At 48.6% G+C, this 13971-nt stretch carries 13 protein-coding genes; 6 read left to right on the forward strand and 7 right to left on the reverse strand.

The genetic code is table 11. The features are described 5' to 3' along the window. Positions 1–110 precede the first annotated feature (110 nt). Positions 111–1256: an AraC family transcriptional regulator gene (locus D0C16_RS17295; RefSeq protein ID WP_151033510.1), complete on the forward strand. Its 1146-nt coding sequence runs from the start codon at positions 111–113 to the stop codon at positions 1254–1256. Between the two features lie 155 nt (positions 1257–1411). Here the strand turns inward: D0C16_RS17295 and D0C16_RS17300 are convergent, their stop codons facing one another. The 3 genes from D0C16_RS17300 to D0C16_RS17310 all read right to left on the reverse strand — a co-directional run bounded on the left by D0C16_RS17300 (position 1412) and on the right by D0C16_RS17310 (position 4328). Continuing rightward, positions 1412–1726, reverse strand: a complete 315-nt coding sequence (locus D0C16_RS17300; protein ID WP_255481935.1) for an endonuclease domain-containing protein — start codon at positions 1724–1726, stop codon at positions 1412–1414. A gap of 281 nt (positions 1727–2007) precedes the next feature. Continuing rightward, positions 2008–3012 carry a family 16 glycosylhydrolase gene (locus tag D0C16_RS17305; RefSeq protein ID WP_151033512.1) on the reverse strand — a complete coding sequence of 335 codons (1005 nt, stop codon included), beginning with the start codon at positions 3010–3012 and terminating at the stop codon, positions 2008–2010. 122 nt (positions 3013–3134) lie between these two features. After that, positions 3135–4328: a carbohydrate-binding protein gene (locus D0C16_RS17310; protein WP_151033513.1), complete on the reverse strand. Its 1194-nt coding sequence runs from the start codon at positions 4326–4328 to the stop codon at positions 3135–3137. Between the two features lie 416 nt (positions 4329–4744). Between D0C16_RS17310 and D0C16_RS17315 the strand changes: the two genes are divergently transcribed. The 4 genes from D0C16_RS17315 to D0C16_RS17330 all read left to right on the forward strand — a co-directional run bounded on the left by D0C16_RS17315 (position 4745) and on the right by D0C16_RS17330 (position 8344). Next, entirely contained in the window at positions 4745–5311 is a 567-nt protein-coding gene (locus D0C16_RS17315; RefSeq protein WP_151033514.1) for an RNA polymerase sigma factor, read from the forward strand. Then, complete coding sequence (locus D0C16_RS17320; protein ID WP_151033515.1) at positions 5293–6039, forward strand: anti-sigma factor domain-containing protein; 747 nt, start codon at positions 5293–5295, stop codon at positions 6037–6039. Before D0C16_RS17315 ends, D0C16_RS17320 begins: the two co-directional genes overlap by 19 nt. A gap of 398 nt (positions 6040–6437) precedes the next feature. After that, on the forward strand, positions 6438–7079 hold the full coding sequence (locus tag D0C16_RS17325) for a leucine-rich repeat domain-containing protein (RefSeq protein WP_151033516.1): 642 nt from the start codon (positions 6438–6440) through the stop codon (positions 7077–7079). Positions 7080–7132: 53 nt separating this feature from the next. After that, positions 7133–8344: an alginate export family protein gene (locus D0C16_RS17330; RefSeq protein WP_151033517.1), complete on the forward strand. Its 1212-nt coding sequence runs from the start codon at positions 7133–7135 to the stop codon at positions 8342–8344. 139 nt (positions 8345–8483) lie between these two features. Here D0C16_RS17330 and D0C16_RS17335 read toward each other — a convergent pair whose 3' ends face one another. After that, complete coding sequence (locus D0C16_RS17335; protein ID WP_151033518.1) at positions 8484–9569, reverse strand: hypothetical protein; 1086 nt, start codon at positions 9567–9569, stop codon at positions 8484–8486. 200 nt (positions 9570–9769) lie between these two features. Between D0C16_RS17335 and D0C16_RS17340 the strand changes: the two genes are divergently transcribed. Next, positions 9770–10933 (forward strand): PA0069 family radical SAM protein, encoded by a 1164-nt coding sequence (locus tag D0C16_RS17340; protein WP_151033519.1) that lies wholly within the window; start codon positions 9770–9772, stop codon positions 10931–10933. A 29-nt stretch (positions 10934–10962) separates the two neighbouring features. Here D0C16_RS17340 and D0C16_RS17345 read toward each other — a convergent pair whose 3' ends face one another. From D0C16_RS17345 to mapR, 3 genes are all read right to left on the reverse strand, one after another. Beyond that, positions 10963–11676, reverse strand: coding sequence for a hypothetical protein (locus D0C16_RS17345; RefSeq protein ID WP_151033520.1), 714 nt, complete (start codon positions 11674–11676; stop codon positions 10963–10965). Between the two features lie 245 nt (positions 11677–11921). Next, positions 11922–12428: a hypothetical protein gene (locus tag D0C16_RS17350; protein ID WP_151033521.1), complete on the reverse strand. Its 507-nt coding sequence runs from the start codon at positions 12426–12428 to the stop codon at positions 11922–11924. A 110-nt stretch (positions 12429–12538) separates the two neighbouring features. Beyond that, complete coding sequence (mapR, locus tag D0C16_RS17355; RefSeq protein ID WP_151033522.1) at positions 12539–13948, reverse strand: GntR family transcriptional regulator MpaR; 1410 nt, start codon at positions 13946–13948, stop codon at positions 12539–12541. Positions 13949–13971: the final 23 nt, after the last annotated feature.

The following is a 13971-nucleotide window of genomic DNA, read 5'->3' on the forward strand; positions in this document are numbered from 1 at the left end:
GGGGGCAAAACTTAAGGGAAACTTAGCAACGCTATTTCAATGGCAGAAAAGTGACGTTTATGCCCTTATAATGTTAGGTGTAATGAAGAAATTGGTTATAAAAAAACATAATGAAAACCCCGATATTTAATATCCACGACCTGATTCTGGTGCTTACCCTGGCGGTTTGCGTGCTACTGGTTATTTTTCAGTGGTTGCTTTCCAAACAAAAAACCAGCGCTTCCTGGTTGCTGAGCGGCTTTTTTGTAGGCGTGGGTGTAACGGCGCTGTGCAACTTACTCTTGTGGAATGATTACATTCAGAGCGATGCAGCCCCCGCGAAGATATTGCTCTCGAGTTTGCTGGCTACGGCTGTAGTGGGGAAAAGCGTGTGCCTCTATTTTTACGTGGTGGCGATTACGCGTGCGCAATTCCAATGGCGGTGGCCTTATGCTTTGCATGGGATAACGCTGTTTGCGATGATGGTATTGATTGCGGCTGCTGATCTGGATTCAGATCGCTTGCGATTTTTAATCACTAGTGATTCTGAAGCCCGCGTGCGCATCACCAATTTTTTCTGGCATTACCTGAAAACCCTGCCCGTGGTTTATGCGCTCGCGGCCGTCTGGGTAGCCTTGCAGTACAAACAACAATTAAAAGAATTTTATTCCACTTTTAGTTTGCAGGCGCCACTCTGGTTGTTGCTATTGACGCTGGGCTTTGCATTAAATTGGAGTTGGTCGCTGGTGGTGCATGTGTTGGGGCAATCGGTGGGTATCCAATTAGCGGATATGTTTGGTATTGCCGATAACTACATTACCTTTTTATTGGTCAATGCGCTCTTTGTGTACAGCTTGTTGTATGCCCATGAATTATTGGGCACCAAGGAAAAGCCGGCGGAAAAAGAAACGGCGGCTGTTGCAGAAATTTCGCCTGATGCCATAGAGCGCATTCGTCGCACTATGGAAGACCAGCAGTTGTACTTAACGCAAAACCTAAATATCGAAGAGTTTGCCAAGCATGTGGGCATTCATTACCGCGAGGTTTCCAGCATCATCAACAAACACTTCAATACTAATTTCTTTGAGTTTGTGAATGAGTATCGCGTGAATAAAGCCAAGCAAATGCTGGTGGATAAAAATTTTGCCGATATGACGATTCTGGATATTTTGCTGGAATCCGGTTTTAACAGTAAGTCGTCATTTCACCGGTTTTTTAAACGTTATACGGGAATGTCGGCGGCGGATTTCAGGAAACAGAATTTGAATCCCCCCTAACCCCCCTTTTGCAAAGGGGGAATTCGGTGCGCATTTCGAATTTAGTAGAAATCGTTTTACGTTCGCACTTCGAACTTATGTCTGGATTGATATTAATCTCAACGTAAATAGCCCAAAATTAGCACGATCAAGTTCCCCCCTTTGCAATAGGGGGGTTAGGGGCGATTAAGCCTTTCAGTAACTACCGAAAAAATTTTTTCTATAACGCGCTCAAGTTCAAAGATAACCTGCCTATTATCAAACCTAATCACTAGCAATCCCATAGCTTCCATCATCCTATCTCTTTCTTTATCTTGCGCTTGGTGCTCAGGTAATAAATGTTGTGATCCATCTAATTCAATTACCAGCATGGCCGCAGCTGAATAGAAATCAGCAATATAAGCGCCAATTGGTTTTTGACGATAAAACTGAACACCTAGTATTTGTTTACGTCGCAATCGCGACCAGAGAATTTGTTCAGCATCAGTCATACTGCTGCGGAGTGTACGTGAGAAGGGTTTAATAGTTCTGTTATAGGGGAGCATTGTTAAATCCTTTTAACGATTGTGATGTGGGATTATTGCATGTTTAATCACCCCTAGTCCTCTTTTTCAAAGGGGTGAATTTGATGCGCATTTCGAATCTAGTAGAAATCGTTTTACGTTCGCACTTCGAACTTATGTCTGGATTGGTATTAATCTCAACGTAAATAGCCCAAAATTAGCATAATCAAGTTCCCCCCTTTGAAAAAGGGGGGTTAGGGGGGATTCAATTACTTTCTCCCGCGACCAGCAAGCAACAATCCACTCAATGCCAATAGTCCCCACAGCGGAATTGATCCCCCACCGCCTCCACCGCCAGAATTGCTCCCCGTTGTTGCGGTAGAACTCGCGGCTTTTGATGAAGCAGGGGCGCTGCTGGCCATTGAACTGCTAGCTGCGCTTGAACTTGCTACGGAACTGGAGCTTGCCACCGAACTGGCGCTGGAACTGCTGGCAGGTTCATCGGCTGGTGGTGTGCCGGCATAGCCCATGGCATTTTCTTTAGTGAGTGCGAGTACCAGTATGCCATTTTTTACCAGCGCATTTTCCGGTGCAAAATCCACACGGTTGCCATCAAAACTCCAGTTGGCTTTGCTCCAACGGCTGGTGTCAAAGGTATCAAAGTCATCGCGCCAGCCCGCTTCAAAACTTTTTGTGGTTGCGTTGTAAGTTTTGTAGTCGATGTAATTCACGAATTGATACACGGGTAATACAGAATCATTCCAGGCTCCAACCCATTCGGCCGATTCGGATGACCAGATATTGAAACGCAAACTTTGTGCATTGGTGAGGCTGGTGACGGTGCTGGTTCCGATAATACGGCGCACTTCAACGCCATCCACAAACCAGGCCACGTAATCGGGGGTCCATTCCAAGACATAGGTGTGGTAGGCATCGGCGAGCGATTGCGGCGCCGTGTGGACTTGCTCCGTGTGGAGGGTGGGACGCGAGCTGCCGAGAATCACATTGCTCTGCCATTGGGTTGCATTATTTTTACCGAAGACTTCGATATCAATTTCTTCCCAAAACGTATTGCCTATCTCTGATCCATTTTTGTAGGTGAAGAAGGTGGATAAAACCCCGCTCGCGTTGGCGACTCGCATGCGCATTTCGTAGCGACCATAGAGATAGCTTTGATTTGAAAAGATCTCTGCACCTTTGTAAGACTTGGCGGTGGTGACGCCGGCGGCAAGACTTGCACACAGGGCAAGAAGGAAAATCGAAATACGGCGCATGCTTGTTACCTCGTTGACTCGGATGATACAAAACTCGATTGATTTATAAATAAAAACGGGGCCGGGGCCCTAATCATTTTCCCCAACCCCAAAGGCTGTAAAACACTGTTGTTTAGAAATTGCTAATTAATTTTAGTCAGTTTGATCCAATCAATATTAAATCCGCCGCTGTTGGCATAAATCGCCAGATTTTGTGTGCCCGCATTTAAGTAGATATTGTGCGAGATAGTTTGGTAAGTCCCCCAGCCGCCGGTGTTGGGTACGCTAATGGTGCCCAAGCCAACGCCGTCGCGATCCAGGGTGAACTGTGCAGTGGTCAGCGCCGAGGCAACCCGGTATTCCACTTTGTAAGTGCCGGCTTGCGGGATGTTCACATTGCGGTATTTGAACCAGTCACCCGCATCTATGTAACCCACCACGCCACCCGATACAGTCAAGCTACCGCCTACTTCGTTGTAGCTCTCTGCTTCAATATGGATACTGCTCGCCGCCGGCGCAGAACTTGATGAAGAACCGCCACTGGTTCCGGTATCTGCCGGTGGAGTGCCGGTATAACCCGTTTGGCCTTCGCGAGTCAGTGCCAGTACCAGTATGCCGTTTTTCACCACCACGTTATTGGGCTCAAAATCGGCGAGGTTTTCACCGAAGGTCCAGTTGGCTTTGTTCCAGCGATTGGTATCAAAGCTGTTGAAGTCATCTCTCCAACCGGTGCCGAAGCTATTAGTGCCAGAGTTCCAAGGCTTGTAGTCGATGTAATTTACGAACTGGTAAACAGGCAGGATATTGGGATTCCAGGCCCCCACCCATTCGGCAATATTGGCCGCCCAGAGATTAAAGCGAATGTCCTGCGGGCTAGTCAGGCTGGTGACGAACTGGCCACCGTTGATGCGGCGTACCTGGGTGCCGTTCACGAACCAGGCAATGTAGCTGGGGGTCCATTCCAACACATAGGTGTTGTAACCATCGCCCAGCGAATAGGGCATGGTGTGCACGCCTTCGGTTTTGGTGGTGGGGCGATTGGTGCCGATAATCACATTGCTCTGCCATTGGGTGGCGTTGTTCTTACCGAAGATCTCGATATCGATTTCTTCCCAGAACACCCCGGCTTGCTCGGAACCATTTTTGTAGGTGAAGAATGTGGAAAGCACGCCGCTGCCCTTGGCGACGCGCATGCGCATTTCATAGCGGCCGTATTTGTAGGTTTGCTTGGAGTAGATTTCCGCGGCCTTGTAAGGCTTGGCTTGGGCACTGGTGGTAAAGCAGATTGCGGTGGCGAGCATCAGCAGCGCACCGGTAAAACGGTTGAGATTGAACATAGCGAGTACCTTTTATCTTTATTAGAAACGCTTGATGTCTGTAGAAAAAAGTCTGTAGCAGACACTTGTGGTTGAGTGGCAACAACCGAATACCACAGTGCTTATGTTGCCGAGGTGCGAAACAGGCGTCGCACCAGTTTGCGCAGCTTGCGTAAAATGGTGCGGAGCAGTTTAGAGGTGGGAATTCTGGTGAGGGGATTCTGCGGTCTCTCTGGTTCGGGGCGCGGTTAAACCTCTGAGACTGTCGGAGACAGGGATGTCGACGACAAGCCCCCATGGATGGGTTCACGGCGTGTCTCAGAGGTTTAACCGCGTCACGAGCAAGGCACTTAGAAGAGTAAAAATCGCTGCAACTTTTCCCAAACACGTCCGTAGATAGGATTAACAACACGCAAATTGAAGGAAACCTGTGTCCAATGACGCTCGCTGACGATAACCAGGATGATCAGTTAATAAACCTGATTGCCCGCTGCGCCCTGCGCGACCAGGCTGCGCTGAAACAGCTTTTTGATCAGGTTGGCCCCTACCTGAATGCGGTCGCCTGGCGGATTTTGAAATCCTCCGACTTGAGTAATGAGGTGTTGCAGGAAGCCTTTCTGCAAATCTGGAATAACGCCGCCAGCTACCGGCCCCATCTGGCCAGGCCGCTGACCTGGATGGCCAGTATCACCCGCTACCGCGCGCTGGATCGGCTCGACAAGGAATCTCGCACCGGCAAACACACTCGCGCCTTGGAAGATGAGGAAGATTTTCCCGGTGGTGATGAACCTGAGCAGGCACTGGGCGCCAGCCAACTGCGTTTTCACCTGCACCAGTGCCTGACCACTCTGGGCGACAACATCAAACGCAGTATCGAGTTGGCCTACTTGCAGGGCTATTCGCGCGAGGAGATTGCGGAGAAATTGTCGACCAATGCCAACACAGTTAAATCCTGGCTCCACCGTGGCGCCGAGAGGTTGAGACTATGCCTAGAAACCAAATGACCGGGCCGGGAAACCAAACAACAGGCGCAGGCCTAAGCGAACCGCAACTCGCCTTTGATTATGTCACCGGTGTCATGCGTGGCAGTGAACGCCGACGTTTTACTGAACGTGCGCAACGCGATGCGGAATTACAGGCACAAGTGAGTTATTGGGAAGAAGAGTTGATGCGTTTGAGTGACAAGGAACAAGTGTTGCGCCCGGAAGAGGCTACCTGGGACAAAATTTCCGCGCGTATAAACCGCACCCAGCCTGATACGCGCGGCTTTTGGTCGCGCTGGTTCTGGCAAAGCGTCAGTGCAGCCACCTGCATTTTATTTGCAACTTTTGTGTGGCTGACACAGGGCAATGTTAGCGTGCAGCAACCCAATGCTGACTACGTTGCGGTATTGACCGATGAAGCCGGTGCGGCCCAGTTAACCGTGTTGACTGCCAATGGCGGCGAAAAGCTTTGGTTGAAATGGGGCGCGGTTGAAATTGCTGCAGAGAAAAACCTGCAGCTATGGGCGATCTCCAAACGCGATGGCCAAATTCGACCACTGGGCGTGTTTGCTGCCACCGACGGTGAGGAACTGCCAATTACTGTGGCGCAGTCGCGTTTAATTAAAGACTCGTCACACCTGATTCTCACGGAAGAGGATGTTGGTGGTTCGCCGCTGGATGAGCCGAGTGAAACCATTATTGCCAAAGGTGTTTGTGTGTTGCTGGCAAAAACGGAGAAAACTATTTAGGGAATTACTGGTTCGGTATTAACCGGTTAGGCAATTAACAAGTTAGGGAAAGAATCAGGGAACTGCCAGGGGTGGCATAGGAGCGGGAGTGGAAAGATCAGGGAAACTTAGGGATGGTCGAGGGATGGGAATGAATACAGACAGGAAGCCGGATCAAAGGAGCGTTGGGAAAATCAGGATGAGTCAGGATGACGCTGGGTGAAACAGGAAAAGTGGGAAAGTTAATGATTGGCAGGAGGCCGGGTCATGGCGCTGAGCAGGAAAGACCGCAAAGGAACAATGAATTTAGGAATTAATTAACAGCCTCCAGCAATTTAGCTTTTATAATGCGCCGCCTGAATTTGCATTTATGCAAACAGGCTGCGCATTTTTTTTAGCAAGGAAAAAAGTGGCTCGTTATGAACATCATTCGCTGGGTATTAATACTATTAATTTGTGCTAGTGCAAACCAGGTAAAGGCATTGGAGTTAATCTTTGCCGATCAAAATTTAACTGCCTGTGTGCAGGAAATTATTAGTAAAAAACAGTGGCAAGCGTTGGAGCAAGTTACCAGTGTGGAATGCCACTCCAAAAAAATTGCCTCGCTTGTCGGTATTGAGCAATTAACCAAACTGCAAAAACTATCACTTTATAATAACAACCTGACTGATGTGAACCTGGGCAATTTGCCTGAGCTAAATCATATCAATCTCGCCAAAAATCAGATTACCCGGATAACGCTCACACAACTGCCGGCGTTGGCCGAATTGTATTTATTTGGCAACCGTCTGGAAACGTTTGATTTGCAACACATGCCTGCACTCAAGCTACTGAAGATTAACGACAATCGCATCCTGACATTTACTTATCAGGAGCTACCGGCGTTAGAAAAAATCTATATGTTCAACAATCTTATGGAACACGTGGATATTTATCACCTCCCCGCCATGACCTATATGGACGCGCGCCAAAACCCTATGCCAGATCCACTTTATGAAGAGATGGATAAAATCAAAGGCGTCACTTTTTTGCACGATGGCAATGCCGAAGATTGGCAATAATTCTTCTTATCACATTTTTCTTATCTAGTTATTCACCAAGGTTGGCATTCGGAATGAAACAATTTTTTTTACCGGTATTCATCAGCAGTTTATTGGTGGTAGACGCGCACGCGGAAATACAACATCAATGGGATTGGGGCAGTCGCGCGCGCTACGCGAATGTCGATGCTGCTAACAGCGGTCAATCCGCGTCGTTGCTACTGCGAGGCAATTTAAATTCGCAGTGGAGTGAATGGCTTACCACATTTGTAGAAGTCGATTCAGTTGGCAGCACGTTTAAAGACGATCACAGCGACGGTGTGCGTCTCAACGGCCAACCGCTGTTGCAAGATCCGCCTGGCACGGAATTTAATCAGGCCTTTATCGCGGTGAATGGTGATAATTTTTTAATGCGTCTGGGGCGTCAGCGAATTAATATCGATAACCAACGCTTTGTGGGCGGCAATGGTTTTTGGCAAAACGAACAAACCTTTGATGCGATATTTAGCCAATATAAATTCGCGAGTAATTCACGTTTTACCTACAGCTATATCGGCAATGCCAATCGTATTTTTGGTGACGATGCGGATAAAAATTATCCCGGCCGCGGCCCCTTGCCCAATGGCACCACCCCGCCGCGCCCAGCGGTAAATTATGGCGATCACGAACAGCATACTCACCTGAGCCATTTGGAATGGAATGAGTGGGACTACACCCGCATCACCGCCTATGCACACCGCATGGAAAATTTGGATATGCCCGCTGCGAGCAACGCAACCTATGGCGCAAGCTACAGCTTCAATTACAAAGTTGGTCAGGTGAAATATCGCCTGCAATTAGAGGCGGCACAGCAAGACAGATTTGATATAGAGCGCGATCAATTGCCCTACTATTTAGTCGAAACCGGTGTAGGGCTGGGCAGTGTGGAGCTTATCGCCCACTATGAAATTCTGGGCGAAAAAAATGGCGCTGCGTTTATTACGCCGCTGGGCTCCAATCACAAATTTGAAGGCTGGGCCGGTGTGGTGGGCAACACGCCTAACAGTGGCGTGCGCAATACGTCGGTAGGATTACTCTGGCGCGCCTCACCCGTTCGCATCGAAACCCACTATCACCTATTTGATAAAGATGTGGATGGGGACGCAATTGGCGCGGAGTGGGATTTGGATATTTCCTTCCGCCCGGCACGCAAACACAATCTATCTCTGCGCCTCGCGCATTTCGACCCGGAAAATAATTCTGCATCAACGCGTAAAGTATTTTTGGATTACGCGTATAACTTGTAATTGTTGGTCAGATCGTTAAAGAAAAAGAGCATCATCCGTGATTGCTCTGGGGCATAAATTTAATGTCCATTACCAAATCTATGCCGGAAAGATCCACCACCGTTGCCAGTGGTGGGGATGAGGCTTTTAAAACGTTTAATTAATAGCTGTAACCGGACGACGAACTGGTATAGCTGCTGGAGGAAGCGGCGCTCGAGCTTGCGGCTGAACTTGTCGTCGCTGTTGCCAGTGTCCAGTTAGGTATTTCCCCTTTGATTTCACCGGCCGCACTATCACCTGCGTAGAAATACAACGGCTGACCTTTAAACGCCCACTGCTTGGTGTTATCGCTGCGCGTCACTACCGAAAAGTCACCAGCGGTTTGCGCTTCGGCAGCGGCGTAAAGTGGAGGCCAGTTGGCAATACAGGTAGCGCCACAATTGCTTTGATTGGCGGTGTCTTTCGCAAAGGTATAGAGCGTGAAGCCCGCTTTGCTTTGATCAGCCGTCCCTTGGCTGTTAACGAGAAAACCTTTCCCGATCAAATACTCGCCCTTGGTGGCATGTTGTTGGGTGCCTACCGGAATTGGGCGCGCCAGCTGCCAGTTTGCGATGGCCTTACCGGTGGTCTGACCAGCCGCGGTATCGGTTTTGAAGAAGTACAGCGGCAAACCCTGATAAGCCCATTGACGAGCAGTCACGCCGTTGCCGAGGCTGCGCTCGATAATGCTGTAGGGCAAGCTGGCAGCGTCTTTTGCTCCCGCCAATAGTGGTGGCCAGTTCGCCAGGCAATTACCCGCGCAATTGGATACACCGTTGGTGTCTTTGGCGAAGGTATAGAGCGCGAATCCATCGCGACCAATCCATTGTGGTTTGAAGCTGGTGTTGCTGGCGTCTTCGGGCAAGGCCAACAGAATTTCACCTTTGGCTACCAGATAATTACCATCTGCACTATTGATGGCGGTATCCACCCAAGCCACTGGTGGAGTAAACCTTGCCAAGCTGGATGCCGCACTTGAACTGGACACTGCTGAGCTGGTAACTGCTGTGCTTGATACCGCAGCGCTGGATGCGATCGAGCTGGACAGGCTGGAGCTGCTGCTCAAAGCAGCTTTGCTTGAACTGCTGGGAATGGGACTCTTATCGCTGTCTTTTTTGTCGTTATCGCCGCCGCAGGCGCTTAATAAACTGGCGCAGCTGATAACCAGCGCCAGGCTCAGGTTATTTTTGTTCAGGCTAAATTGCATAGGTTGATTCCTCCTCAAATGAATCAGGTGTTGGATTGGGCGTTAGATTGAAACCTTCGAAGAAGGCGTTTGTGTGATTCGTCAGGAGGGATTTACGGGGCGATTGAAAAAAGGTTGCAGCAAGCCAAAAAAATATTGCGCGGGAATTTTTATCGGATCAGAATACTGTTTTTATGTACAGTAATCTATAGAGGTGTTCCATGGCAACGAATGATCACGACCGCGACTGTGATTATGGCGACCCGGAACCCTGGATCACCGCTAAACCCCAGGCTCATAAAGGGCGCGGCGCCGTAACCAATATTGCCGGCCGCTATGAAACCCAATTAATTGAAACGGTGGATGATGGTTGGCAGCCCTACGTGGATGACACGGATATTCATCCGGGGTTAAAGACCTTGGTAACCCCCGAATTGGCTAAAACAATTCTTAGTCACAACCAATCGCCGGATATTCCTTTTAGTGTGTCCATCAATCCTTACCGGGGCTGTGAGCATGGTTGCATTTACTGTTTTGCGCGACCAACCCATGCGTATCTTGGTTTATCGCCGGGGCTGGATTTTGAAACCCGTCTCTATGCCAAAACCAATGCGGCGGAGTTATTGCGCCGCGAGTTAGCCCAGAACAATTATCAACCTAGCCCCATTGCGTTTGGCGTAAACACCGATGCCTACCAGCCGTGCGAGCGCGAGTTAAAAATTACGCGTCAGTGTTTGGAAGTGTTTCATGAGTGTGATCACCCGGTAGGCATGATTACCAAATCCGCCTTGATCGAGCGCGATATCGATTTGCTGCAAGATATGGCGAAAAAAAATCTCGCCGCTGCGGCCATTACCATCACGACTCTCGATCACAATATTTCGCGCATTCTTGAACCGCGCGCGGCATCGCCCACGCGGCGTTTGCAAACCATTGAGCGCTTAAGCAAAGCAGGTATTCCCACCATGGTGAGCGTTGCGCCCATCATTCCGTTTATTACCGAACAGGATATCGAAAATGTATTAAGCGCGGCCGCTAATGCTGGCGCAACGGCCGCAGGTTATACGGTGGTGCGCTTGCCCTGGGAAATTAACCCGCTGTTTCAGGAGTGGTTACAAACTCATTTTCCCGAACGTGCGGAACGCGTGATGAATCGCATCCGCGATATGCGCGGCGGCAAAGACTACGATGCAAATTTCGCCACGCGTATGCGCGGTGAAGGTTTGTGGGCGGATATGATCCGCCAGCGTTTTATGAAAGGATTAAAACGCTACGGCCTCGATAAAAGCCGCCGCTATGGCGAGCTCGAATGCTCGTTGTTCCGTAAACCACTGAGTATTCCCGCGCACGAAAACAAAAATGGGCAGATGGATATTTTTGGCTGATTGAGTTTTTCGTGGTAATTAGTTTTACCTTAACTAAAAATTTGCAGCTCTAACGTCCGTCTAAGTATTGATAGAAGATAGGATATTGGAATTGATATGCACATTGCGATAACGAATGCTATTGTCGATTTTGCCTTGCTAACGTTGTTAATGTAACGATAGCAACCCCATGAGTATAAAAGCCAAACAAGAATAGCTATATTCCCTAATATATTTAATGCCACTGCTAAAAGCCCAGGGTTACTTTCATACAAAGCGAGATAAATATCCGGGTTCGTTTGATCATGATTAGCTACGAACTCTTTGAAAATTGGTAGCAGATCAGGTTCTTCTATAAGTAGGATGCTTTTGGATGTTGTGCTTATTATTACGCTAACTAAATATGCAGGCCCAGCAATGTATAGATTTATAATAATATGATTTTTTAATGAGGCTTTACCTCCAACAGCAAAAAAGCCGGTTTTATATGCAAAAGCTACCAAAAAACTTGTTAGCACGAAGAAGATAAAAAGCGTGGCAAAAACTTGATAAAGCTCTTTTGTTGTGGCAATGAAACTCAGTTGAAATATAAATGCTACCGCAAGGCATGAAAGATTGAATGCTAACACCTTTCCGAGGGTGCTCTTTTCATCAAAATTTAGCTTACGAATAAAAGTTTTTGGACCCGATAGTATGTCAGTAAGTGTCGAAATAAAAATAGGGCCATGTGCGGTAATACTTTCAAAAAACTCTTTAGCTGACATATTGTTCATCCTGGATGTTATCAAGCGCTCAGACAAATAGGAGAGAAGTCGTGCCTGACAGTAGCGATTTAGTACAGGATACTATCAGTCAAATATTCCAATAAACAACTTGTCATGGTTTTTTGATGGAGCATTACTCGGGTAAAAATAGCGTGTAGGTTGGGCAGTTATGCCTAACAATATTTTGATCACCAACGTGTTGGGCACTCGTGTCTGCGTGGCGAGACCCAACCTGCATCAGTGCGTTAATCCAACTTTTCTTCAACAATTTTTTTCGGAGCTGGATTCGGGAATTTAGTGCGATCTTCAGCGGTGGCTTTGTCGTAACATTCGCCGAGAATATTCATCGCGCCACGGCGTGATTGTGTTTCCAGTTGGCGATAACCATTGCGGCAAAAGCCGGTGTCTTCCAGTTTGGCGAGCAAGCCCTCTTCTGTGAGGTGCTTTAGTCCATCCATCCAGTCCTCACTATCACCCGGTTTTGGGCCGCGGCCGTGCCCGCCACCGGGAGGTGGGCCATCGGGGTGACCGCCCATGCCGCCGCGCATTCCTCCATTGCCTCCGCGTGGGGGTTTATCACCTCTGCCTCGTTCAGGCTGTTCCATCGTCAGCGTGTAGCTAAATTGTTTTGTGCCATCGGGCTTGGTGAGGGTATAAAAAATTTCCGAGGTTTTCGGTGGTTTGGGTTCGTTGCTTGCGCAGGCGAACAACATCAGGGACAGCGGAAGAACGAACAAACGCAGGTAGATCACGTCAAACTCCATAGATTATTTGTGGCGACTATGGATATTCTGACATTCATCCGGGAGAACTGTTGATGTAAGGCGATTGCTTGCACAATCTTTGGATAATTCCCGGCGCGTTAAAAGCCGTTGATCAATTTTCCCAATACCGACATAGCCTCATCAATTTCCTTCGTCCATGCATAACCGTAATTCAAACGAATACAATTGCGGAAACGGCGCGTGGCAGAAAATATGGGGCCAGGGGCGATGCTGATCCCTTGTGCGAGTGCCATGGAAAATAATTGCAAGCTGTCTACCTGCTCGGGCAACTCTACCCATAAAAAATAGCCGCCATTAGGACGAGTAACCCGGGTATTTTTTGGAAAATATTTGGCGATGGCATTCAGCATTAATTGTTGCTGGTGTTCCAATGTTTCGCGCAGCTTGCGTAAGTGGCGATCGTAACCGCCCTGCTGTAAATAATCCGCCAGCGCTGCTTGTGCCGGAATAGACGGAGAAATAGTCGTCATTAATTTCAAACGGTGAATCTGTTCGGCGTAGCGCCCAGCCGCCACCCAGCCTACACGATAACCCGGTGCCAGATTTTTGGAAAAAGAACCGCAGTGCATGACTAAGCCCGCACGATCAAAATGTTTGATGGGCTTGGGCGAATTAATTCCAAAATACAATTCAGAGTAGACATCGTCTTCAATCAACGGCACTTGATACTGATGTAATAAATCATAGAGCTGCTGCTTTTTTTCGTCGCTCATGGAGGCGCCGAGCGGATTGTGAAAGCTGCTCATTAACCAGCAGGCTTTAATCGGCAAACGTTGCAAACTTTCTTCCAGCGTTTGCAAATGAATGCCATCGCGCGGATGCACAGGAATTTCTACGGCTTTTAATTGCAATCGCTCCAGGATTTGCAGTGCCGCATAAAAGGTAGGTGTTTCAATTGCCACCAGATCGCCCGGTTGGGTGACGACTTGCAGGCACAAATTTAAGGCTTCCAATGCGCCATTGGTAATGACCAGCTCTTCGGGCGCGTGCATGACCCCGTTAACGCGATAGCGCAATGCGATCTGGCGACGCAATTGCGGATTGCCACTGGTGATGTCAGTAAGAATGGATTTGGCAGGCATTTGCTGCAGGCTCTTGTTCATGGAGCGCGCTATACGTGCGAGCGGAAATAAATCCGGGCTGGGAAAGGCAGAGCCGAGCGGAATCGTATCCGGATCTTTAATCGAACCTAACACCGAAAAAACTAACTCACTGACATCGACCGGCGTTGTCTCAGTGCTGCGCGGGCTCATCTCTGGTTCGGCGAGTGCGTTTTTTGCCTGGGCGCAAACAAAATAACCCGAGCGCGGCCGCGCCTGAATCAGGCCGCGGCTTTCCAACAAATAATAGGCTTCGAATACGGTTGCGGGGCTCACATTGTAGGTTCTGCTTGCGGTGCGTACCGAAGGTACTTTTTCATTGGGTGCAAGCACGCCGCTGCGAATTAATTCGGCGATTTCATCAGCTAGCCGTTCATAGAGTTTCATGTGCGGTTATAAAGTTTCAATGA

It is taken from the genome of Cellvibrio sp. KY-GH-1, assembly GCF_008806975.1.
Taxonomy (GTDB): Bacteria; Pseudomonadota; Gammaproteobacteria; order Pseudomonadales; family Cellvibrionaceae; genus Cellvibrio.